Origin of the sequence: Microtetraspora niveoalba (genome assembly GCF_001570405.1) — a bacterium.
GTDB classification, from domain to species: Bacteria; Actinomycetota; Actinomycetes; order Streptosporangiales; family Streptosporangiaceae; genus Microtetraspora; species Microtetraspora niveoalba.
This window is the reverse complement of sequence record NZ_BBYM01000017.1, coordinates 1-22,697: the sequence shown is the minus strand read 5'-3', so window position 1 is coordinate 22,697 and position 22,697 is coordinate 1. Positions and strand designations below refer to the sequence as shown.

The window sequence follows — 22,697 nt, the reverse complement described above, 5'->3', positions numbered from 1 at the left end:
GGGGCCGGGGAGGCCCCGCGGTTCACAGCGTGCTCAGCCAGTTGGAGAGGAGGACGGCTCCGGCGTCGCCGGACTTCTCGGGGTGGAACTGGGTGGCCGTGAGCGGCCCGTTCTCGACGGCCGCGACGAACGGCACACCGTGCTCGGCCCAGGTGACCAGCGGCTCGGCGAAGCCGGGGCCGGGCGTGAGCTCCCACTCGCGCACCCCGTACGAGTGGACGAAGTAGAACCGGGTCCCGGCGTCGAGCCCGCGGAAGAGGACGCTGCCCTCCGGGGCGGTCACGGTGTTCCAGCCCATGTGGGGCAGGACGGGGGCGTCCAGGCGCCGGACGACGCCGGGCCACTCCCCGCAGCCCTCGGTGTGGACGCCGTGCTCGACGCCCTTCTCGAAGAGGATCTGCATGCCGACGCAGATGCCGAGGACCGGGCGCGCCGCGGCGAGCCTGCGCCCGATGACGCGCTCGCCCGCGATGCTCCTGAGCCCCGCCATGCAGGCGGCGAACGCGCCGACCCCCGGGACGACCAGGCCGTCCGCCTCCAGGGCCGCGCCGTGGTCGGCGGTCACCGTCACGTCGGCGCCCGCGCGGGCGAGCGCCCGTTCGGCCGAGCGCAGGTTGCCCGAGCCGTAGTCGAGGATGACGACCCGCTTCGCTACTGCCACCACAACACCCCCGCTGTCAGCGCGAGCACGGCACCCGCGCCGGTGACGATGGCGAGCCCCTTCAGCCCCTGGCGTACGGCGGAGATGACCCCGCCGATCAGGAAGAGCCCCACGAAGATCATGCCGACGGACGCGAAGGTCATAGCACGCCCTTGGTGCTCGGCACGCCGGTGGCGCGCGGGTCCCGCTCCGACGCCTCGCGCAGCGCGCGGGCGAGGGCCTTGAACTGCGCCTCCACGATGTGGTGCGCGTTGCGCCCGTACGGCACGTGGACGTGCAGGCAGACCGCGGCCTGCGCGACGAACGACTCCAGGATGTGCCGGGTCATGGTGGTGTCGTAGTCGGGGCCGATCATCGGCGCCATGCCCTCGGGCTCGGTGTGCACCAGGTACGGCCGGCCGGACAGGTCCACCGTGACCTGGGCGAGCGACTCGTCCAGGGGGCACGCCGCGGTGCCGTACCGCCGGATGCCCGACTTGTCGCCCAGGGCCTCGCGGAACGCGGCGCCGAGCGCGAGCGAGGTGTCCTCGATCGTGTGGTGGGAGTCGATGTGCAGGTCGCCCTGCGTCTTGACGGTCAGGTCGAACAGGCCGTGCTTGCCGAGCTGCGCCAGCATGTGGTCGAAGAACCCGACGCCGGTCGCGACGTCCACGACGCCGGTGCCGTCGAGGTTGACCTCGACCAGCACGGACGTCTCCTTGGTAGCGCGCTCGACCCGGCCGACACGGCCCGCGCCCGTAACACGCGCGTCACTCATCCGAGGACCCCCTCCAGAGCGGCCCGGAAGGCCGCCATCTCTTCACCGGTCCCGATCGAAACCCGCAGCCAGCCGTCCGGACCGGTTTCCCTGATCAGCACGCCGCGTTCGAGCACGCCCTCCCAAACGGCGTGCCGATCCGGAAACTTACCGAATAGCACGAAATTGGCGTCGGAGTCTGCGACGGCGAGGCCACGTTGCCGTAGCCAGGCCACCGTCGCGTCCCGCTCGGCGCGCAGCGCGTCCACGGTGCCGAGCAGCTCCGCCCGGTGCGCGAGCGCGACCCGGGCCGCCGCCTGCGTCAGCGTGGACAGGTGGTACGGCAGGCGGACCAGCAGCAGAGCGTCGATGACGGCGGGGTCGGCGGCGAGGTAGCCGAGGCGGGTGCCCGCCATGGCGAACGCCTTGGACATGGTGCGCGTGACGATCAGGCGCGGGTTGCCGGGGAGCAGCGTCAGCGCCGACGGGGTGCCGGCCCGCGCGAACTCGGCGTACGCCTCGTCGACGACGACCATGCCGGGCGCGGCGGCGAGGATCCGCTCGATGACGCGCGGCGGCAGCGCCGTGCCGGTGGGGTTGTTCGGCGAGGTGAGGAACACCACGTCGGGGCGGTGCTCCTCGATCGCGCGGACGGCCCGCTCCTCGTCGATCGCGAAGTCCTCCTCGCGCGCGCCGTCGATCCAGCGGGTGGCGGTCACGCCCGCGATGATCGGGTGCATGGAGTAGGACGGCTCGAAGCCCAGCGCGCGGCGTCCGGGGCCGCCGAACGCCTGGAGGATCTGCTGGATGACCTCGTTGGAGCCGTTGGCCGCCCACACCTGCCGGGCGGTGAGGCCGTGGCCGAGGTGGTCGGCGAGGTCCTTGCGCAGGTCGAGCGCGTCCCGGTCGGGATAGCGGTTGAGCGTCGCCGCACTCTGCCGTACGGCGCGGGCCAGGTCGTCGACCAGGCCGGGCGAGGGCGGGTAGGGGTTCTCGTTGGTGTTGAGCCGGACCGGCACGTCGAGCTGCGGGGCGCCGTAGGCGGTCCTGCCCCGCAGGTCGTCCCGGATGGGCAGGTCGTCGAGCGTCGTCACGTTCTCTCGCTGTTCGGTCACGAGGGGATCCCCCAGTCGAACCGGGCGCGGATCGCCGCGCCGTGGGCGGGGAGGTCCTCGGCGTCGGCGAGCACGCAGACGTGCGGCGCGGCGCCGGCGAGGGCCTCGCGGCTGTACTCGACGACGTGGATGCCGCGCAGGAAGGTCTGCACGGACAGGCCGGAGGAGTGGCAGGCGCAGCCACCGGTCGGCAGCACGTGGTTGGAGCCGGCCATGTAGTCGCCGAGGGACACCGGGGAGTGGGCCCCGACGAAGATCGCGCCTGCGTTGCGCACACGGGCGGCCACCTCGGCCGCGTCCGCGGTCTGGATCTCCAGGTGCTCGGCGGCGTAGGCGTCGACGACGCGCAGGCCGTCCTCGATCGAGGAGACGAGGACGATGCCGGACTGGCGGCCGGAGAGCGCCTCGGTGATCCGCTCGGTGTGGCGGGTGGCGGCGACCTGGCCGGGGAGCTCCTTCTCGACCGCGTCGGCCAGCTCGGTGCTGGTGGTGACGAGCACGGAGGCGGCGATCACGTCGTGCTCGGCCTGGCTGATCAGGTCGGCGGCGACGTGGACGGGGTCGGCGGTCTCGTCGGCGAGGATCGCGATCTCGGTGGGGCCCGCCTCGGAGTCGATGCCGATGCGGCCCTTGAGCAGCCGTTTGGCCGCGGCGACCCAGATGTTGCCGGGGCCGGTGACCATGGTGGCCGGCGCGCACTCCTCGGTGCCGTAGGCGAACATCGCCACGGCCTGGGCGCCGCCCACGGCGTAGACCTCGTCGACGCCGAGCAGGGCGCAGGCGGCGAGGATCGTGGGGTGCGGGAGCCCGCCGAACTCCTTCTGGGCGGGCGAGGTGACGGCGAGGGAGCCGACCCCGGCCTCCTGGGCGGGCACGACGTTCATGACCACGCTGGAGGGGTAGACGGCCCGGCCGCCCGGCACGTAGAGGCCGACGCGCTCCACGGGGACCCACCGCTCGGTGACCGTGCCGCCGGGCACGACCTGGGTGACGGTGTCGGTGCGGCGCTGGTCGCGGTGGACCAGGCGGGCCCGCCTGATCGACTCCTCCAGCGCGGCGCGCACGGCCGGGTCGAGGCTCTCCAGGGCGCGGCCGAGCTCCTCCACCGGAACCCGGGTGGACTCCAGCTCGACGCCGTCGAATCTCGCGGTCAGCTCCCGTACGGCTGCCGCGCCGCGATGGCGCACGTCCTCACATATGGGCCGCACCTTCTCCAGGGCGGCCTCGACGTCGAGCTCGGCGCGGGGCAGCACATCGCGCAGGTCACCGGGCAGGGAACCGCGCAGATCGATACGGGAAATCACCCTCATAGTCTACGGACGGCGAGGGGCCGGTCCCGTTCCGTCCAGCATGCGGACGGCGCGTTGCGCGTGAGTGACCGACTATTGACATCTTCCGGGCAATAATCCACACTTTCGGGCAATCGTAGTCAATTTCGGTCATGTGGATGGTGTCCATGCTCCCGGCCCAGCGCCACCAGCGCATCGTCGAGGCACTGTCGCGGGCCGGCACGCTGCGCACCGAGGATCTGGCCGAGTTGCTCGAGGTCTCGCACGAGACCGTCCGGCGCGACCTGGCGACCCTCGAACGGCGCGGCCTGCTGGCACGGGTGCACGGCGGGGCCACCGCGGTCACCTCCGGCACCGGCGAGGAGTCCTCCTACCTGGAGCGGTCGACCGCTCAGGCCGAGGCCAAGGCGGTCATCGGCGCGCTGGCGGCGCAGGTGCTCCGGCCGGGCCAGACGGTGGTCATCGACGTCGGCACGACCGCCGTGCAGGCGGCGCGCGCGATCCCGCCCGGGTTCCGCGGGGTCGTGGCGACGTGCTCGCTGCTGGTCGCCGCGGAGCTGGCCGGGCGGCCGGGGGTCGAGGTGCTGGTCGCGGGCGGCCGGGTCAGGCAGGGCGACCTCGCGGTCTCGAACGCGCAGACCGTGGCGTTCTTCCAGGACCTGCGGGCCGACGTGGCCCTCCTCGGCTCCGGCGGCGTCACGGCGCGCGCCGGGCTGACCGACTACTACCTCGACGAGGTGGCGACGAAGCGGGTCATCCTCGCGAACACGGCGCGCACCTACGTGCTGGCCGACAGCACGAAACACGGCAGGGTCGCCGCCTACCGGGTGTGCGGCCTGGACGGATTCTCCGGTCTCATCACGGACCGGGAACCGCCCCCCGAACTCACGTCCGCCCTGGTCAGGGCGGGTGTGGAGGTAATCACGCCGTAAGCTCGGCCCGGCGGCGCGGCCACGCCGCCGGGCCCGGACCGCTCACTTCATTCGCAGCAGGAGACGATCCATGTCCCATAGTTCCACGCCCGCACCAGGGGTCACGACCGGAGGCGACAGCGCCGCCGACGAGGCGATCTCGCACGCGGGATATTCCCAGCAGTTCAAGCGCAGCCTGAAGTCGTTCGAGTCCTTCGCGGTGGCGTTCTCCTTCATCTCGATCACCACCGGCCTGTTCTCGACGTACGGCACGGTGCTGGGCTCCGGCGGCCCGGCGGGCATCTGGACCTGGCCCATCGTGGGTGCGGGCACCGTGATGGTCGCGCTGGTCTACGGCATGCTCGCGAGCCGGATCCCGCTGTCCGGCTACAGCTACCAGTGGGCGAGCCGGCTGGCCTCGCCGGTGCTCGGCTGGTGGTTCGGCTGGGTGTCGTTCGCGTTCCTCGCGATCGTCGCCGTGGCCGTCGACTACGGCCTGGCCCAGACCGCGCTGTTCCCGCTGTTCGGCTGGACCTACACCCCGCTCAGCGGCGCGCTGGTCACCCTGGTCGTGCTGCTGGTGCAGATGGTGCTCATCATCTGGTCCACGCCCATCACCACCAAGATCAACAACTTGGCGGTGAGCGCCGAGGTCGTCGCGATGATCGGGCTCACCCTGCTCATCGCCGGTTTCGCGATCTTCGGCGGGCACGCCGAGTGGTCCAACCTGACCTCCACCGGCACCGTCTCCTCCGACGGTTACTTCGGCTGGCTCGGGCCGTTCATGCTCTCGGCCCTGCTGGGCGCGTTCACCCTGGTCGGCTGGGAGTCGGCGGCGAACCTCGCCGAGGAGACCATCAACCCCAAGAAGGTCGTCCCCCGCGCCATGGTCCGCGCGATCCTGCTCAGCGTGGTCATCGGCATGGTGTTCCTGATCGTGGTGACCGCCGCGCTCGGCACGGACGTCGCCGGCATCAGCGCCTCCTCCGCCCCCGTCGCCCAGGTCGTCGAGAACGTGGTCGGCGCCGGCGTGGCCCGCGCGTTCCTCGTCGTGGTGAGCCTGGCCATCTTCGCCTGCGGCCTGGTCATCATGGTGAGCTGCAGCCGCCTGGTCCACGCCATGGCCCGCGACGGCCGGGTGCCGTTCTCCGGCGCCCTGAGCCGGGTGCCGCGCGCCACCGGCGGCCCCACCTGGGCCACCGTCGTCGCCGCCGGCGCCTCGATCCTGATCGTCCTCGCCTTCTCCGGCAACGCCGACGCCCTGTCCCAGCTCCTCGGCGCGGGCACGCTCATGCCGGCCATCCTGTACGCCGGGACCGTCGCGCTCTACCTCGGCACCCGGCGCAAGTACCGCCCGCAGCCGGACGACTTCCGGCTCGGGAAGTGGGAGAAGCCCGTCGTCGCGGGTGCCGTCGTCTGGCTGATCATCGAGCTGAGCATCTTCATGATCCCGTCCGACTTCCGCATGGCCCAGCTCTACGCCCTCGGCTCGCTGGTGCTCGGCGCCGTCGTGTTCGCCGTCGTCTGGGTCACCCGCCGGGACCGGCTGACCGCGGAGCCCGGCACGGGGGTGGACGCGCTGTGACGACCGTACTGGCCATCGACCAGGGGACGTCCGGCACCAAGGCCGTCGTCGTCGGACCGGACGGCGCCGTCCTGGCGCTCGCCGAGGTGCCCGTACGGCCGGCGTACCTTCCCGGGGGCCGGGTCGAGCAGGACCCGCGGGAACTGCTCGACTCGGTGCTCGCCGCGGGCCGCCAGGCGGTCGCCCAGGCGGGCCGGCCGATCGACGCGGTGACCCTGGCCAACCAGGGCGAGACCGTGCTCGCCTGGGACCCGGACACCGGGCGGCCGCTGACGACCGCGCTGGTCTGGCAGGACCGCCGCGCCGAGGACGTCTGCGCCGGCCTCGCCGACCAGGCGGGCAGGGTCGCGGAGCTGACCGGGCTCGTGCTCGACCCGTACTTCTCCGCGCCCAAGATGGCGTGGATCCGGCGCGAGCTCACCACCGAGGGGGTGGTGACCACCAGCGACACCTGGCTGGTGCACCACCTGACCGGCGAGTTCGTGACCGACGCGTCCACCGCGAGCCGCTCGCTGCTGCTCGACCTGGACGCCGTGGACTGGAGTCCCGAGCTGCTGCGCCTGTTCAAGCTGGACGGTGAGCGGCTGCCGCGGATCGCCGCCTGCGACGAGGTCGTCGGCACCACCCGGGCGTTCGGCGGGGAGATCCCCGTCGGCGGGCTCATCGTCGACCAGCAGGCCGCCCTCCTCGCCGAGGGCTGCCTGCGGCCCGGCGAGGCCAAGTGCACGTACGGCACCGGCGCGTTCCTGCTGGCCAACACCGGCGGGCACGCGGTGCGGTCCGGCTCCGGCCTGACCACGTCGGTGGCGTGGCGGGCCAGGGGCGGCACGTCGTACTGCGTGGACGGGCAGGTCTACACGGCCGCGTCGGCGGTGCGCTGGCTCGGCGACCTCGGCTTCATCGGCGGCGCCGCCGACCTGGACACGCTCGCCGCGCCGGACAGCCAGGGCGCGCTGTTCGTCCCGGCGCTCGCCGGGCTGGCCGCGCCCTGGTGGCGGCCGGACGCGACCGCGTCGTTCCTCGGCATGACGCTGGCCACCCGGCCGGGGCACCTGGTGCGCGCCGTGCTCGAAGGCGTGGCCGCGCAGGTCGCCGACCTCGCCCGGGTCGTGGCCGGCGACCTCGGCTCGCCGCTGACCCGGCTGCGGGTGGACGGCGGTCTCACCCGGTCGGCGACGCTGATGCAGGCCCAGGCCGACCTCGCGCAGATGCCGGTGGACGTCTACCCGTCGCCGCACGCGACCGCGCTCGGGGCCGCCGCCATGGCCCGGCTCGCGGTCGATCCCGCGCTCGGCCTGGAGGAGGCGGTGCCCCCGTGGACGCCGTCCACGACGTACGAGCCGCGCTGGTCGGGGGACCGGGCCGCCGAGTTCCTGGCCCGATGGCGCCGGGGAGTGGACACGGCCATGGACAGGGCGGACGGCGCGGGCGACACGGGGAGCGAGGCATGAACACGCGGCAGATGAGGTACGGCCCGCTGCCGGTCGAGAACGTGGACGTGGCGGTGATCGGCGGCGGCGTCGTCGGCGCGGCCGTGGCCCGGGCGTTGTCGGCGTACGAGCTGTCGGTCGCCCTGGTCGAGGCGCGCGCCGACGTCGGCGACGGCACGAGCAAGGCCAACACCGCCATCCTGCACACCGGGTTCGACGCCAAGCCCGGCACGCTGGAGTCCCGGCTGGTACGGCGCGGCTGCGAGCTGCTGGCCGGCTACGCGGCCGAGACCGGCATCCCGGTCGAGCGCACCGGGGCGGTGCTGGTCGCCTGGACCGAGGAGGAGCTGGCCGCGCTGCCGGGGCTGGCCGCCAAGGCGGCCGAGAACGGCTACGAGCGGTGCGAGATCGTCGGCTCCGAGGAGGTCTACCGGCAGGTCCCGGCCCTCGCGCCGGGCGCGCTCGGCGGGCTGACCGTGCCCGACGAGTCGATCATCTGCCCGTGGACCACCACGCTGGCGTTCGCCACCGAGGCCCTGTCCCGCGGGGCGCGCCTGCTGTTCAACACCCGGGTCGAGGGCGTCGAGAACGCCGGCGGGGACGGCGGCACCGTGCTGCGGACCAGCCGGGGGACGCTGCGCGCCGGGTGGGTGGTCAACGCCGCCGGACTCGGCTCCGACGTGATCGACGGCCTCTTCGGGCACCGCCGGTTCACGGTCACCCCGCGCAGGGGCGAGCTGTTCGTGTTCGACAAGCTCGCCCGGCCGATGGTGAACCGGATCGTGCTGCCGGTGCCCAGCTCGCGCGGCAAGGGCGTGCTGGTCAGCCCGACGATCTACGGCAACGTCATGCTGGGCCCGACCGCCGAGGACCGCGACGACCGCACCGACACCTCCACCTCGGAGGACGGCTTCGCGTTCCTGCTGGAGAAGGGCAGGAAGCTGATGCCCGCCCTGCTCGAGGAGGAGGTCACCGCCTCCTACGCCGGCCTGCGGGCCGCGACCGAGCACGGCGACTACCAGGTGTTCATGGACGCCGGGCGGCGCTACCTCGTGCTCGGCGGCATCCGCTCGACCGGCCTGACGTCGGCCATGGCGGTGGCGGAGCACGCGCTCGGCCTGCTGGGCGAGGCCGGGCTGCGGCTCGACGCCAAGGCGACGCTGCCCGCGCCGCCGCGGATGCCCAACATCGGCGAGGCGTTCCCGCGCCCCTACCAGCGCGCGGACCTCATCGCCGGGGACCCGGCGTACGGCACGGCCGTGTGCTTCTGCGAGCGCGTCACCGAGGGGGAGATCAGGGACGCGCTCGCCTCGCCCATCCCGCCCGCCGACATCGACGGGCTGCGCCGCCGTACGCGCGCGCTGATGGGCCGCTGCCAGGGCTTCTTCTGCGGAGCCGAGGTGGAGGGGCGCCTGCGCGCGGGGATCGCGCGGGAGAGCGGGGAGAACGGGGACACCGACCAGACGGGGGAAGCGCAGTGAGCGGCACGAACGGCGTCACACCGGACGTCACGACCGAGACCCCGGACGTCGCCGTCGTGGGCGCCGGTCCGTCCGGCCTGACCGCGGCACGGGAGCTCGCGGCCCTCGGGCTCGACGTGCTGGTGCTCGACCGGGAGCGGCAGGCCGGAGGCATCCCCCGGCACAGCGACCACACCGGGTACGGCCTGCGCGACCTGCGCCGGGTCATGAACGGCCCGGCGTACGCGCGGCTGCTCGTGGACCGCGCGGCCGAGGCGGGCGCCCGCGTGCGGACGTCGGCGATGGTCACGGGCTGGGCCGGGGAGCGCTCGCTCGACGTCACGACGCCGGAGGGCCGGATCCGGGTGGACGCCCGGGCCGTCGTGCTGGCCACCGGCGCCCGGGAGCGGCCGCGTACGGCACGGCTCGTGCCGGGCGACCGGCCGCCCGGGGTGATGAACACCGGCCAGCTCCAGAACCTGGTCCACCTGCACCACCGCGAGGTCGGCACGCGGGCCGTGATCGTCGGCGCCGAGCTGGTGAGCTGGTCGGCGGCGCTGACGTTGCGCGAGGCCGGTTGCCGCACGGTGCTGATGACGACGGCGCACCCGCACGCCGAGTCCTACGCGGCGTTCAGCGTGCCCGGCCGGGCGGTGCTGCGGGTGCCGGTCGCGACGCGGACCCGGGTGGTCCGGATCGTCGGGCACCACGCGGTGGAGGCGGTCGAGGTCGAGGACCTGGCGACGGGGGCGCGGCGGACGGTCCCGTGCGACACGGTGATCTTCACGGGCGACTGGATCCCCGACCACGAGCTGGCCCGCGCGGCCGGTCTCGACCTGGATCCGGGCAGCAAGGGGCCGCTGGTCGACAACGCGCTGCGCACCAGCCGTCCGGGCGTCTTCGCGGTGGGCAACCTGATCCACCCCGTGGACACCGCGGACATCGCGGCGCTCGACGGGCGGCACGTGGCGCGGCACGTCCGCGACTATCTGGCCGGCGTCCTGCCGCAGGGGGCGGGCATCCCGCTGCGGGCGGAGGCGCCGTTCACCTGGGTGTCCCCCGGCCTGGTACGGCCGGGGGCGGGGACGCCGCCGCGCGAGCGGATCCTGCTCTGGTCGGCGGAGTCCCGCCCGGTCGCCCGGGTGACGGTGACCCAGGACGGGCGGCGGATCGCCCGCCGCACGCTGCCCTGGCCGGTCTCCCCCGGCCGCGTCTTCCGCGTGCCGTCGTCGATGTTGTCGGCCGCCGACCCGCGGGGCGGCCCGATCACGATCGCGCTCGCCTGAGGGACTCGGGCCCCGCTCCCGCGCGGCGGGAGCGGGGCCTCGTCATGCGGTGCCTCGCCATGCCGGCGCCATGCGGTGCCTCGCCATGCCGGCGCCATGCGGGACCTCGTCGAACGAGCGTCATGCGAGCGTCAGCCGGGGCCTCGTCATGCGGGTGCCTCGCCATGCGGGTGTCAGGCGGGCCTCGTCCTGCCCGGGGCGGCTCAGCCCCGGGACCTCCCCGCGCGGGCGGTGAGGCAGCCGACCAGCGCGATGACCGCGAACCCGCCCAGCAGATAGTGCGCCGAGCGCACGGTCGAGGGTTCGCCCAGGTTGACCAGCACGCCGGCGAGCGCGGAGCCGAAGGCGCTGGCGATGAGCTGCACGGTGTTGATCGCCGTGGTCGCCCGGCCCGCCTCCTCCTGGTCCTGGGTGCTGCCCATCACCGCGGTGGCCAGGTGCGGGAACGCCATGCCGATCCCCGCGCCGGCGACCATGTACGTGACGACCCACAGGACCATGGTGAGACCGCCCGCGTCCTCCCGCTGGAGGAGCGCGGTGAGCGCCAGCCCGGCGGCGAGCACGGCGGGACCGGCGACGCGGATCCGCCGTACGGTCGCCTGACGTACCGCGTTGGCGCTGACGAACTGGGCGGTGGACCAGCCGAGTGACAGCGCGGCGCCGAGGAACCCCGCCGCCAGCGGCGCGAGGCCGCCGAGCCGCTGCCCGAACAGGGGGATGAAGGTCTCGGCGGTGGAGCCGATCGCGAGGGCGACGATCGTGAGATAGATCCACTTCAGCGGCGAGCCGGCCGAGAACGTCAGCGCGGGCAGCACCCGGACGGAGGCCCGGCGCTCGTGGACGAGGAACAGCGCGACCAGGACGAGCGCGCCCGCGACGGCGACGGCGGTGAGCGCGCCGCGCGGCAGCACGCCGGCCACGCTGACCAGCGCCGCCGCGCCGGTGAGCAGGCCCAGCGACGTCACGGGGACGGCGGCGACGGTTCCGCCGCCCTCGCCGCGCGGCAGCGCGCGGGGCACGAGGAACGCGATCACGACCGCCAGGAGGGCCAGGGCCCCGAACGCGAGCCGCCAGGAGCCCATCTGGGCGAAGAGCCCGCCGATCGCGGGCCCCGCGAACGCGCCGATGCCCCACATCGCCGACACGAGGGCCGCGCCCCTGGTCCACAGGTGCGGCGGGAGCGCGAATCGGATCACGGCGAGCCCCAGCCCGGCGAGCAGGCCGCCGCCGAGGCCCTGGACGGCCCGCCCGACCAGCAGCAGCTCCATCACCGGGCTGACCGCGCACACGACGGTGCCCGCGGTGAAGAGCGCGAACGCCACCAGGTACGCGCCGACGGGCCCGCGGGCGGCCAGCGTCCTGCCGACGAGCATCGAGGAGATCACGGAGGCGATGAGGAAGAACGTCGCGTTCCACGCGTAGAAGCGCTCGCCGCCGATGTCGCGCACGGCGGTCGGCAGCAGGCTGGTGGTCACGTACACGTTGACGGCGTAGAGGGCGACGCCTCCGGCGAGGACGAGGGCGGTGCCGAGGCGCCCGGGCCCCAGCAGCTCCCTCCAGGTCCCGACCCCGGCCTCGCCGCCCTCCCCGTCCCCTGCCGTCATGTCATCGGTCTTCGTGTCGGCGGTCCTCGTGTCAGCGGTCTTCATTCGGTCGGCCCCGGCGGCCGCGGTGCCGCCGGCCGTGCCGTCGTCGTCGAGCAAAGTCACACCCCGCACCGTAGGAGCTCGACCGCACATGACGTCAAACCGGGCAGCCCGCTCCTGACCGGACGACCGCTCCCCCTGCCCCGGCGGCGCATGCCCTACGCTTCGACGGGTGGGCAAGACCAAGGGCAAGGGCGGACAGGGCACCCCGGCGACGCTGGCTCTGACCAAGGCGGAGGCCGACTTCACGCTGCACCCCTACGAGCACGACGCCTCCTCGCAGGCGTACGGCGAGGAGGCGGCGGACGCGCTCGGCCTGCCGTACGAGCGGATCTTCAAGACGCTGGTGGCCGAGACCGAGGGCGGGCTCGCGGTGGCGGTCGTCCCGGTGTCCGGCAAGCTGGACCTCAAGGCGTTCGCCGCCGCGCTGAAGGGCAAGCGGGCGGCGATGGCGGACGCGGCCAAGGTGGAGCGGGTCACCGGATACGTCGTCGGCGGCATCAGCCCGCTCGGGCAGCGCAAGCGGCTGCCCACCGTGGTGGACGAGTCGGCGCTGGGCTTCGAGACGATCTTCTTCTCCGCCGGGCGGCGCGGCCTGCAGATCGAGACAGCGCCGGCGAACCTGATCACGCTGACCGGGGCCGTCACCGCCCCGATCGGCAAAACCGGCTGACCCGCCTCGGCGAACCTTGCCATCGCGGTCCCGGGGGCGGCTCCGCGAGACTCGGAGGGCCAGCCGCACGACCGATCATGGGGGCAGCGACGATGACCGACCCGCACTACCTGTCCGCGACCGAGATGTCGGAGCTCCTGCTGTCGAAGCAGGTCAGCGCGGTCGAACTGACCGAGGCGCATCTGCGCCGGATCGAGGAGGTCGACGGCCGGGTCAACGCGATCGTCACGCCGACCCCCGACCTGGCGCTCGACCTGGCGCGCCGGGCCGACGCCGCGCTGGCCCGGGGCGAGGTCCTCGGCCCGCTGCACGGGCTGCCGGTCGCGCACAAGGACCTGGTCGACACCGCCGGGGTCAGGACCACCTACGGCTCCCGCCTGTACGCCGACCACGTCCCCACGGAGGACGACCTCCTGGTCCGGCGGGTCCGGGCCGCGGGCGGCGTCATGATCGGCAAGACGAACACGCCGGAGTTCGGCACCGGCTCCCACACCGTCAACGAGGTGTTCGGCGTCACCCGCAACCCGTACGACCTGTCCAGGAGCGCGGGCGGCAGCAGCGGGGGCGCCACCGCCGCGCTGGCGTCCGGCATGGTCCCGCTCGCCGACGGCTCCGACATGGGCGGGTCGCTGCGCAACCCCGCCTCGTTCTGCAACGTCGCCGGGCTGCGCCCGACCCCCGGCCGGGTGCCGTCCCGGTCGGAGCACGCCGCCTGGTTCACGCTCGGCGTTCCCGGGCCGATGGCGCGGACCGTCGCCGACCTCGCGCTGTTCATGCGCGCGATCGCCGGGTTCGCCCCCTGCTCCCCGTACGCGGTGCGCGAGGGCGGCGAGGTGTTCGGCGCGAGCCTGGAGATGGACGTCAGGCAGGTCAGGATCGCCTACAGCCCCGACCTGGGCGGCCTTCCGGTGGACGGCGAGACCGCGCGGGTGACCGCGGAGGGGGCCGGGACGCTGTCCGAGATGGGGGCGCGGGTGGAGCTGGTCGACCTCGACCTGTCCGACGCCGAGGACGCCTTCCGCATCCAGCGGGCGTGGTTCTACGCGCTCAGCTACGGCGGCCTGACCGGCGTCGGACCCAACGTGGCGTGGAACGTCGAGGAGGGCCGCAAGGTCACCGGTGAGGACCTCGCCCGCGCCGAGCGGCTCCGCACGGGGCTCTACCACCGGATGAACGCCTTCTTCGACGAGTACGACTTCCTGATCGCCCCGGTCAGCCAGGTGCCGCCGTTCCCGGCGGACGACCCGTACGTCAGGGAGGTCGCCGGGCGGCCGATGCCGGACTATCTCGCGTGGATGCGGTCCTGCTACTGGATCAGCGTGCTGTCCGCCCCCGCGATGTCGGTCCCGTGCGGGTTCACCTCCGGGGGGCTGCCGGTCGGCCTGCAGATCGTGGGCCGCCCGTGGGCCGATCTGGACGTGCTGCGCCTGGGCCTGGCGTTCGAGCGGGCCACCCGCTGCGGCGAGCGCCGCCCGCCGCTCTGAGCGCCTATCGCGGATGGGCGTCGGCGTCGGCGGCGGCGCCCTCGCGGTAACTCAGCACGAACTCCAGCACCCAGAAGATCCCGGCGGCGAGGAGCGCCCAGATCAGCAGCACCCCGTGCGCGGTGAGGCCGAGCGAGACGCTGGTCCGCAGCCCGCCGGGCGGGGCCGCCTGGATCGCGGTGCCCGCCGCCGTCGAGCCGACCTGGTAGGCGACGTACGCGCCGAGCAGCCCGCCCCCGGCGAGCCCGAGCACGGCTCCGACGGGGGCGCGCCCGCGCGTCAAAAAGTATGCGACCGCCCCCGAGACCAGGCCGAGGACGCCGGTGACGACGGCGAACCAGCCGTCGGCGGCGATGAGCGTCTGCGACTCGGCGTCGGCGAGGTGCGGGCCCGAGTCGGTCAGGACGAACCGGGACACGGGAGCGAGCGCCGACCACGCGAACCCTGCCGCCACGCCGAGTGCCGCCAGCGCCAGCACAGTCACCGCAAACGTGGTCAGTTCGACTCTGAGATGCCGCACCGTCCCGATGCTACCTACGCGGGACGGGGGCGGAACGCCGTTAGTCTTGCCACGTGAACGAAGAGGTGTGGCAGATCGAACCGTCCGGACCGCTGCGCGGCGACGTCGAGGTGCGAGGATCCAAGAACGCCGTCTCCAAGCACATGGTCGCGGCCATGCTCGGGACCGGTCCGAGCACGTTGCACAACGCGCCCGAGGTCGGCGAGGTCGGTCTCACGGCGGCCATGCTGGAGGCCCTGGGCATCCACGTGGAGATCACTCCGGGTGAGATCAAGATCGAGCGGGGCGCGGAGATCCGGCCCCGCGTCCCCGAGGAGTACACCGGGCTCAACCGCATCCCGATCCTGATGCTCGGGCCGCTGCTGCACCTGGCGGGCGAGGCGTTCGTGCCGCTCGTCGGCGGCGACCCGATCGGGCGGCGGCCGGTCAACTACCACGTCGAGGCGCTGCGGCTCATGGGTGCCGAGATCGAGGTCGGGGAGACCGGCATCACCGCGAAGGCGACGCGGCTGCGCGGCAACCGGATCACGCTGCCCTATCCCAGCGTCGGCGCCACCGAGACGATCCTGATGAGCGCCGTCCTCGCCGAGGGCAAGACGGTGATCAAGGGCGCGGCGATGGAGCCCGAGGTGGTCGAGCTGGCGCTGTTCCTCCAGCGCATGGGCGCGATGATCGAGCTCAGCCCCGACCGGCGCATCGTGATCGAGGGCGTCGAGCGGCTGCGCGGCGCCTCCACCTGGCTCGCCGGCGACCGCATCGAGGCGTTCTCCTACCTGGTGGCCGGCCTGGTCACGGGCGGCGAGGTCCGGGTGCACGGCTGCCCGCAGGACCGGCTGGTCACCGCGATCACCACGCTGGCGCGCATGGGCGCGCGGTTCGACATCACCGACGAGTGGCTGACCGCCTCCGCCCCCGGCGGGCTGCGCGCGGCGGCGGTGCAGACGGACACGCACCCGGGGTTCATGACCGACTGGCAGACCCCGCTGATGGTGTTGTTCACCCGCGCCGACGGCATGTCCGTGCTGCACGAGACCGTCTTCGAGAACCGGCTCGTGTACGTCCCCGCCCTGCAGAAGATGGGCTGCGAGATCGAGGTGTTCGCGCAGTGCCTGGGCGGCCCGGCCTGCCGCTACCACGACAGCAACGCCAAGCACTCGGCCGTCGTCCGGGGCGTCTCCAAGCTGCGCGGGGCCGACGTCACGCTGCCCGACATCCGCGCCGGCTTCTCGGCGGTGCTGGCGGCGGCGGTCGCGGAGGACACCTCGACGCTGCGCGGGGTGAACCACATCGAGCGCGGCTACCACCGGCCGTTCGAGCAGTTCACCTCGCTCGGTTTGAAGATCCGCAGGGGCGTGTGACCTCCGCGCGGGCCGGAGCCGAGGCTTTGCACGGAATTCGGTAAAAGCTCCGCGCGCCCTCGTTTCGCGAGCGGCGCGCGGTCGTAGTCATTACCTCGTGACCATTCGACTCGCGTACGTCGGCGCGCTCGGAACGGCCGGCGCGCTCGGCGGCGTCCTGGTCGCCACCATGGCCCTCCCGCTGGTGGGCGGCGCCGGGCTCGGCGCGAAGGAGGCCGCGAGCACCTTCACCGACCAGTTGCCCGCCCCGCCCGAGGACCCGCTGCCGGAGATGACCCGGGTGCTCGACCGGAACGGCAAGCAGATCGCCCAGTTCTACACGCAGAACCGGGAGTCGGTGCCGATCCGCCGGATCGCCCCGGCGATGCGGCAGGCGATCGTCGCGATCGAGGACGCCCGCTTCTACGAGCACGGCGCCCTCGACGTGCGGGGCACCTTCCGGGCGCTGGTGACGAACGCCCAGGCGGGCGGCATCCGGCAGGGAGGATCCTCCCTCACCCAGCAGCTCGTGAAGAACCTCCTGGTCAACCACGCGGAGACCGACCAGGAGCGGCGGCTCGCCCAGGTGCAGAACATCGACCGCAAGATAACCGAGCTGCGCTACGCGCTGGCCCTGGAGCGCAAGTACACCAAGGACCAGATCCTCGAGCGCTATCTCAACATCGCGTACTTCGGGGCGGGCGCGTTCGGCGTCCAGGCGGCGGCGCAGCGGTTCTTCGGGGTGAACGCGTCGCGCCTGACGCTCACCCAGGCGGCGACGCTGGCCGGCGCGGTGCGCACGCCGTACAGCACCGACCCCTCGCTGGGGGCGCGGCAGCGGCGGGCGCTGCGCGAGCGGCGCGATCTGGTGCTCGACCGGATGCGGGAGCTCGGGATGATCCGCCCGGCCGCCGCGCGGGCGGCCGCGTCGAAGCCGCTGGGCCTGGACATGCGGTCGGCCGGGGGCGGCTGCGGCCAGAGCCGGTATCCGTACTTCTGCCTGTACGTCCAGCACGAGATCCTGACGAACCCGGCGTTCGGGTACACGGCGACCGACCGGGAGCGGACCCTGCGGCGCGGCGGGCTCGTCCTGCGCACCACCCTCGACCCGGTGGCGCAGCGGTCCGCGGAGCGGGCGATCGCGGCGCGGGTCGCCCCCTCGGACAACGAGGTGGCGGCGGAGGCCATGGTCGAGCCGGGCACCGGCCGGATCCGCGCGCTCGCGGCGAGCAAGCACTACGGACGCAACCCGGGCGACCGCAAGAACGGGCCGAACACCACCTACAACCTGCCCGCCGACCAGGCGCACGGCGGCGGGCTCGGCTTCCAGGCGGGCTCCACGTTCAAGGCGTTCACGCTGGCGACCGCGCTGTCGCAGGGCTGGCGGTTCGGCCAGGGCTTCCAGACGCCGGGCCGGTTCGTCCCGCGCGAGGGGTTCGTCGACTGCTCCGGCAAGCCGGTGAACGACCCGCGCACCCGGATCTACAACGCGGGCGGCGAGGGCACCGGCGGCCCGTACAGCCTGGAGCTGGGCACGTGGAAGTCGGTGAACATCTTCTTCATGAAGCTGGAGCGGCGGGTCGGCCTGTGCAACGTCGTCAGGACGGCCCGCAAGCTCGGCATCGAGCGGGCCGACGGCACGGCGCTGAGGGAGGTGCCCACCTTCACCCTCGGCGTGAACGAGATGGACCCGACGACCGTGGCCGGCGCGTTCGCCGCGTTCGCCGCGCGCGGCCGCTACTGCCGGCCCGTCGCCATCACGGAGATCGTCGAGCGTGACGGCACCCGCGTCCCGGTCCCGCCGAGCTGCTCGCGGGCGCTCGAGCCGGAGGTCGCCGACGCGGTCAACCACGTGCTCCAGGGTGTGTTCACCCGGGGCACGATGCGCGGGCAGTCGATCGAACGGCCGGCCGCGGGCAAGACCGGGACGAACAACGGCTACACGTCGGCGTGGTTCGCCGGGTACACGCCGGACCTCGCCGCCGCCGTCAGCGTCGGCGACATGCGCGGCTCGTACCGGTACCCGCTGACGGGGGTGACGATCGGCGGGCAGTACTACGGATCCGTCCAGGGGGCCTCGCTCCCCGGCCCCATCTGGGTGCAGTCCATGACGGGCGCGCTGCGCGACACCCCGCCGAGCACGTTCGCCCGCCCGGACATGGCACGGTTCGGCGGCGGCTTCACCCCGGGCCTGAAGGAGATGCTGGAGGCCGCGCGCAGGAAGGCGCGCGAGGCCCGGCGCAGGGCGGAGCTGAAGGCGCACCGGCGCGAGCACGGCCGGAACGCCGACCCTGGCGTTCCGGACATCTTCCAGATGCTGCGGGACGCCCAGCAGGCGCTGACCGGCGACCAGGCTCCGGCGGAGGCCGTGCCGGACCCGGCGGCCGAGCTCGGGCAGGCCGGGCAGGCCGGGCAGGCCGCGCCGCCGCAGCGCGTCATCCCGTCCCGGTAGCGGCCCCGGCCCGGCAACCGGAGACGAGACCGGCCGGGGCCGTACCGGCCGGGCCGGGGGCGCGGTGTCAGGCGCCGAGGCAGGCGGGGCCGAGCAGTTGCTTGAGGTCGCCCATGAGCGCGGGCGACGGGGTGACCCGGAGCCGGTCGTCGAGCCGCATGACCGTGGTGCGCGGCCCGTTGTGCACCTGCAGGTGGACCTCGGTGGTGCCCGGGTGCGTGGTCAGCACCTCCTTGAGGCGGCCCACGACCGGGGGGATGCACCGGGCGACCGGCATGCTCACCACGAGCGGCCCGCCCGCCTCGACGGTGAGGTCCGGCGCGGTGACCTCCATCGCGATGATCTTGGCGACGTCCTCGCGCTTGTCGACCCGGCCCTTGACGAAGACGATCGCGTCCTCGGCCAGGATCGTGGCGCAGAGCTGGTACGCCGACGGGAAGATCATCACCTCGATGGCGCCCTCCAGGTCCTCCAGCTGGGTGAGGACCCAGGTGTCGCCCTTCTTGGTCACCTTGCGCTGCAACCCGGACAGGATGCCGCCGACCGTGACGATCTGGCCGTCGGGGCGGCTCTCGTCCTGCAGGGACGCGATCGAGCAGTCGGCGCCGGACGCGAGGATGTGCTCGACGCCGAGCAGCGGGTGGTCGGAGACGTACAGGCCGAGCATCTCCCGCTCGAACTGCAGCACTGTCGTCTTGTCCCACTCCCCCGGCGGGATCTGCACGTCGAACGTCTGGTCCTCGGCGCCGTCCACCGAGCCGAACAGGGAGTCCTGCCCGATCGCCTCGTTCTTCTTGATGTCGATGATCGCGTCGACGGCCTGCTCGTGGACCATCACCAGGCCCTTGCGCACGTGGCCGAACGAGTCGAAGGCGCCCGCCTTGATCAGCGACTCGATGACGCGCTTGTTGCAGACGATCGCCGGGACCTTGCGCAGGAAGTCCTTGAAGTCGGCGAAGCGACCCTTCTCCTTGCGCGCGGCGATGACGCCGTCCACGACGTTGCCGCCGACGTTGCGGATGGCCGACAGGCCGAACCGGATGTCGGACCCGCGCGGGGTGAAGTCGAAGTCGGAGTCGTTGACGTCCGGCGGCAGCACCTTGATGCCCATGCGGCGGCACTCGTTGAGGTAGAGCGCCGACTTGTCCTTGTCGTCCTTGACGGACGTGAGCAGCGCCGCCATGTATTCGGCGGGGTGGTTGGCCTTGAGGTAGGCGGTCCAGTAGGAGACCAGCCCGTACGCGGCGCTGTGGGCCTTGTTGAACGCGTAGTCCGAGAAGGGGACGAGGATGTCCCACAGGGTCTTGATGGCCTCGCCGGAGTATCCGTTGGCCTTCATGCCCTTTTCGAAGTTCTCGAACTGCTTGTCCAGCTCGGCCTTCTTCTTCTTGCCCATCGCGCGGCGGAGCAGGTCGGCGGCGCCGAGGGAGAACCCGGCCACCCGCTGCGCGATGGCCATGACCTGCTCCTGGTAGACGATCAGGCCGTACGTCGTGCCGAGGATGTCCTTGAGCGACTCCTCGAACTCGGGGTGGATCGGCGTGATCTCCTGCTGGCCGTTCTTGCGCAGCGCGTAGTTGGTGTGCGAGTTCGCGCCCATCGGGCCGGGGCGGTACAGCGCGCCGACGGCGGAGATGTCCTCGAAGTTGTCCGGCTTCATCAGCCGCAGCAGCGACCGCATGCCGCCGCCGTCGAGCTGGAACACGCCCAGGGTGTCGCCCCGCCCGAGCAGCTCGTACGTCTTGCGGTCGTCGAGGGGGAGCTTGAGCAGGTCGATGGGGTTCCCGGAGTTCGCCTCGATCATCTTGAGGCAGTCGTCGATGATCGTGAGGTTGCGCAGGCCCAGGAAGTCCATCTTGAGCAGGCCGAGCGTCTCGCAGGTCGGGTAGTCGAACTGCGTGATGATCGCGCCGTCGGAGTCCCTGCGCATGATCGGGATATAGTCGGTGAGCACCTCGGCCGACATGATCACGCCCGCGGCGTGGACGCCGGTCTGCCGGATCAGGCCCTCGAGGCCCTTGCCGAGGTCGATCGTGGCCTTGACGTCCACGTCCTCCTCGTACAGCTTCCGCAGCTCGCCGGCCTCGTTGTAGCGGGGGTGCTCGGAGTCGAAGATCCCGGACAGCGGGATGTCCTTGCCCATGACGGCGGGCGGGAACGCCTTGGAGATCCGGTCGCCCAGCGCGTACGGGTAGCCCAGGACGCGGCCCGCGTCCTTGACGGCGGCCTTCGCCTTGATGGTGCCGAAGGTGGCGATCATGGCCACCTTGTCCGCGCCCCACTTCTCCGTGACGTACCGGATGACGTCGGCGCGCCGGCGCTCGTCGAAGTCGATGTCGACGTCGGGCATGGAGACGCGCTCGGGGTTGAGGAACCGCTCGAAGATCAGGCCGTGCGGCAGCGGGTCGAGGTCGGTGATGCCCAGCGCGTACGCGACGAGCGACCCCGCGGCCGAGCCTCGTCCCGGACCGACCCGGATGCCGTTCTTCTTCGCCCACATGATGAAGTCGGCGACCACGAGGAAGTAGGACGGGAACCCCATCTGGAGGATGATCCCGATCTCGTACTCCGCCTGCTTGCGGTGCTCCTCGTCGTAACCCTCGGGCCAGCGGCGGTCCATGCCCGCCCAGACCTGGGCGCGGAAGTGGCCCTCCTCGGTCTCGTCCGCGGGGATCGGATAGCTCGGCATCAGGTTCTTGAAGCCGAACATCCCCGTGGGGTCGACCTTCTCCGCGACCAGCAGCGTGTTGCGGCAGCCCTCCTGCCAGAAGTCGGAGGAGTCCACGGCGCGCATCTCGTCGGCCGTCTTGATGTAGTAGCCGCTGCCGTCGAACCGGAACCGGTCGGGGTCGGAGAGCTGCTTGCCGGTCTGGATGCACAGGAGGGCGTCGTGGCCGGCGGCGTCCGACTCGTACGTGTAGTGGGAGTCGTTCGTGACCAGCGGCGGGATGCCGAGCTCGCGGCTGATCCGGATCAGGCCGTCGCGGACCCGGCGCTCGATGTCGAGGCCGTGGTCCATGACCTCCAGGAAGTAGTGCTCCTTGCCGAAGATCTCCTGGTATCTCGCGGCGGCCTTGAGCGCCTCGTCGTACTGGCCGAGGCGCAGGCGGGTCTGGACCTCTCCCGAGGGGCAGCCGGTGGTCGCCATGAGGCCGTCGGCGTGCTCGGCGAGCAGCTCGGCGTCCATCCGCGCCCACTTGCGGACGAAGCCCTCGGTGTAGGCACGGGACGAGAGCTTCATCAGGTTGCCCAGGCCGGTCTTGTTCCTGGCCCAGATCGTCATGTGGGTGTAGTAGCCGCCGGCGGAGACGTCGTCGCTCTTCTGGTGCGGCTCGCCCCACAGGACCGGCTTCTTGCGCAGCCGCGACTCGGGCGCGACGTACGCCTCGATGCCGATGATGGGCTTCACCCCGGCGCCGGTGGCCTGCTTGTAGAAGTCGTAGGCACCGTGCATGTTGCCGTGGTCGGTGATCGCGATCGCGGGCATGCCCAGCTCGCCCACGAGTTTGAACATCTGCTTCAGGCGGGCCGCACCGTCGAGCATCGAGTACTCGGTGTGGACGTGCAGATGCACAAACGAATCACCCATGTGACCCCCAGCTTCCCGGCTTCTCGCTTCCTGCGCGTCAGAGCCTACGCGCGATTCGCCCCACCGGTTACAGCCGCCGCGTAGATCTCTCGGGCATCATCCGCCCGGCGCCGGGGAGAGCGGGCCGGGGCCCGGTCACACCCGGCCGCGCTCCTCCTCGGCGAGGTGGAGACCGGCCTCGATCACGGCGTTCATGACCGGGGCGAGCCGTTCGGCGCCCAGGCGGGGGGCGCGGTGCGCCATGGCGGCGACCAGCCGGCGCTCCCTCTCCATGTCCCGCCCGGCGAACCCGCCGACCGGCTTGAGCCGCTGCACCGTCCCGGCCAGCGCCGCGCGCCGCTCCAGGAGGGTGGCGAGCGCCGCGTCCACCCGGTCGATGGCCGCCCGCGCCCGCTCGACGCTCTCCGGGGCCTCCCGGCGTACCAGCGCGGCCAGCACGGCGGCGGCCTCGGTCGCGGCGGCGACGGCGTCCAAGGGCGCGTCCGGCGCGAGCAGCAGGCCGTCGGCTCCGGCGGCGACGGCC

The 22,697-nt window shown here is 72.8% G+C and carries 18 protein-coding genes; 9 read left to right on the top strand and 9 right to left on the bottom strand.

All coding sequences use genetic code 11. From position 1 onward, the window contains the following. Positions 1–22: 22 nt before the first annotated feature. From hisH to hisD, 5 genes are read right to left on the bottom strand one after another with little or no spacing between them, the layout of a single operon-like run. Positions 23–661 carry an imidazole glycerol phosphate synthase subunit HisH gene (hisH, locus tag AWQ70_RS16685; RefSeq protein WP_067177486.1) on the bottom strand — a complete coding sequence of 213 codons (639 nt, stop codon included), beginning with the start codon at positions 659–661 and terminating at the stop codon, positions 23–25. After that, positions 652–804 (bottom strand): CG2302 family histidine operon protein, encoded by a 153-nt coding sequence (locus AWQ70_RS39880; RefSeq protein ID WP_169808686.1) that lies wholly within the window; start codon positions 802–804, stop codon positions 652–654. Before AWQ70_RS39880 ends, hisH begins: the two co-directional genes overlap by 10 nt. Continuing rightward, positions 801–1,418, bottom strand: coding sequence for an imidazoleglycerol-phosphate dehydratase HisB (gene hisB, locus AWQ70_RS16680; RefSeq protein WP_067176944.1), 618 nt, complete (start codon positions 1,416–1,418; stop codon positions 801–803). Before hisB ends, AWQ70_RS39880 begins: the two co-directional genes overlap by 4 nt. Beyond that, positions 1,415–2,491 carry a histidinol-phosphate transaminase gene (locus AWQ70_RS16675; protein ID WP_067177488.1) on the bottom strand — a complete coding sequence of 359 codons (1,077 nt, stop codon included), beginning with the start codon at positions 2,489–2,491 and terminating at the stop codon, positions 1,415–1,417. Before AWQ70_RS16675 ends, hisB begins: the two co-directional genes overlap by 4 nt. Before the next feature lie 17 nt (positions 2,492–2,508). Next, positions 2,509–3,816, bottom strand: coding sequence for a histidinol dehydrogenase (hisD, locus tag AWQ70_RS16670; RefSeq protein ID WP_067177484.1), 1,308 nt, complete (start codon positions 3,814–3,816; stop codon positions 2,509–2,511). A gap of 143 nt (positions 3,817–3,959) precedes the next feature. Between hisD and AWQ70_RS16665 the strand changes: the two genes are divergently transcribed. The 5 genes from AWQ70_RS16665 (at position 3,960) to AWQ70_RS16645 (ending at position 10,473) form a co-directional block, all read left to right on the top strand. After that, a complete protein-coding gene (locus AWQ70_RS16665; RefSeq protein ID WP_245646996.1) occupies positions 3,960–4,733 on the top strand; it encodes a DeoR/GlpR family DNA-binding transcription regulator in 774 nt (257 codons plus the stop codon). Positions 4,734–4,803: 70 nt separating this feature from the next. Continuing rightward, positions 4,804–6,297 carry an amino acid permease gene (locus tag AWQ70_RS16660; protein ID WP_067176938.1) on the top strand — a complete coding sequence of 498 codons (1,494 nt, stop codon included), beginning with the start codon at positions 4,804–4,806 and terminating at the stop codon, positions 6,295–6,297. Continuing rightward, entirely contained in the window at positions 6,294–7,748 is a 1,455-nt protein-coding gene (locus tag AWQ70_RS16655; RefSeq protein WP_067176934.1) for an FGGY family carbohydrate kinase, read from the top strand. The genes AWQ70_RS16660 and AWQ70_RS16655 overlap by 4 nt, the downstream gene beginning before the upstream one ends. Further along, the gene (locus tag AWQ70_RS16650) at positions 7,745–9,208 is read left to right on the top strand and encodes an NAD(P)/FAD-dependent oxidoreductase (RefSeq protein ID WP_245646995.1); all 1,464 of its coding nucleotides are present in this window, start codon (positions 7,745–7,747) and stop codon (positions 9,206–9,208) included. The genes AWQ70_RS16655 and AWQ70_RS16650 overlap by 4 nt, the downstream gene beginning before the upstream one ends. After that, positions 9,205–10,473 carry an NAD(P)/FAD-dependent oxidoreductase gene (locus AWQ70_RS16645; RefSeq protein ID WP_067176930.1) on the top strand — a complete coding sequence of 423 codons (1,269 nt, stop codon included), beginning with the start codon at positions 9,205–9,207 and terminating at the stop codon, positions 10,471–10,473. Before AWQ70_RS16650 ends, AWQ70_RS16645 begins: the two co-directional genes overlap by 4 nt. Before the next feature lie 203 nt (positions 10,474–10,676). Here the strand turns inward: AWQ70_RS16645 and AWQ70_RS16640 are convergent, their stop codons facing one another. Continuing rightward, the gene (locus AWQ70_RS16640; RefSeq protein WP_218004552.1) at positions 10,677–12,182 is read right to left on the bottom strand and encodes an MFS transporter; all 1,506 of its coding nucleotides are present in this window, start codon (positions 12,180–12,182) and stop codon (positions 10,677–10,679) included. A gap of 109 nt (positions 12,183–12,291) precedes the next feature. On the opposite strand from AWQ70_RS16640, the gene ybaK reads away from it, so the two are divergent. Continuing rightward, a complete protein-coding gene (gene ybaK, locus AWQ70_RS16635) occupies positions 12,292–12,792 on the top strand; it encodes a Cys-tRNA(Pro) deacylase (RefSeq protein WP_067176927.1) in 501 nt (166 codons plus the stop codon). Between the two features lie 92 nt (positions 12,793–12,884). After that, on the top strand, positions 12,885–14,276 hold the full coding sequence (locus AWQ70_RS16630) for an amidase (RefSeq protein WP_067176924.1): 1,392 nt from the start codon (positions 12,885–12,887) through the stop codon (positions 14,274–14,276). Between the two features lie 4 nt (positions 14,277–14,280). Here the strand turns inward: AWQ70_RS16630 and AWQ70_RS16625 are convergent, their stop codons facing one another. Then, a complete protein-coding gene (locus AWQ70_RS16625; protein WP_157530111.1) occupies positions 14,281–14,796 on the bottom strand; it encodes a hypothetical protein in 516 nt (171 codons plus the stop codon). Positions 14,797–14,849: 53 nt separating this feature from the next. On the opposite strand from AWQ70_RS16625, the gene murA reads away from it, so the two are divergent. Then, the gene (gene murA, locus AWQ70_RS16620) at positions 14,850–16,154 is read left to right on the top strand and encodes a UDP-N-acetylglucosamine 1-carboxyvinyltransferase (protein WP_067176918.1); all 1,305 of its coding nucleotides are present in this window, start codon (positions 14,850–14,852) and stop codon (positions 16,152–16,154) included. Positions 16,155–16,251: 97 nt separating this feature from the next. Further along, positions 16,252–18,585, top strand: a complete 2,334-nt coding sequence (locus tag AWQ70_RS16615) for a transglycosylase domain-containing protein (protein WP_067176914.1) — start codon at positions 16,252–16,254, stop codon at positions 18,583–18,585. A gap of 67 nt (positions 18,586–18,652) precedes the next feature. On the opposite strand, the gene dnaE is transcribed toward AWQ70_RS16615, so the two are convergent. Together dnaE and AWQ70_RS16605 are read right to left on the bottom strand one after the other, a co-directional pair. Further along, the gene (gene dnaE, locus AWQ70_RS16610) at positions 18,653–22,174 is read right to left on the bottom strand and encodes a DNA polymerase III subunit alpha (RefSeq protein ID WP_067176911.1); all 3,522 of its coding nucleotides are present in this window, start codon (positions 22,172–22,174) and stop codon (positions 18,653–18,655) included. 135 nt (positions 22,175–22,309) lie between these two features. Next, positions 22,310–22,697 (bottom strand): chorismate mutase (locus AWQ70_RS16605; RefSeq protein ID WP_373282334.1); only part of this gene is annotated, 388 nt, incomplete at its 5' end.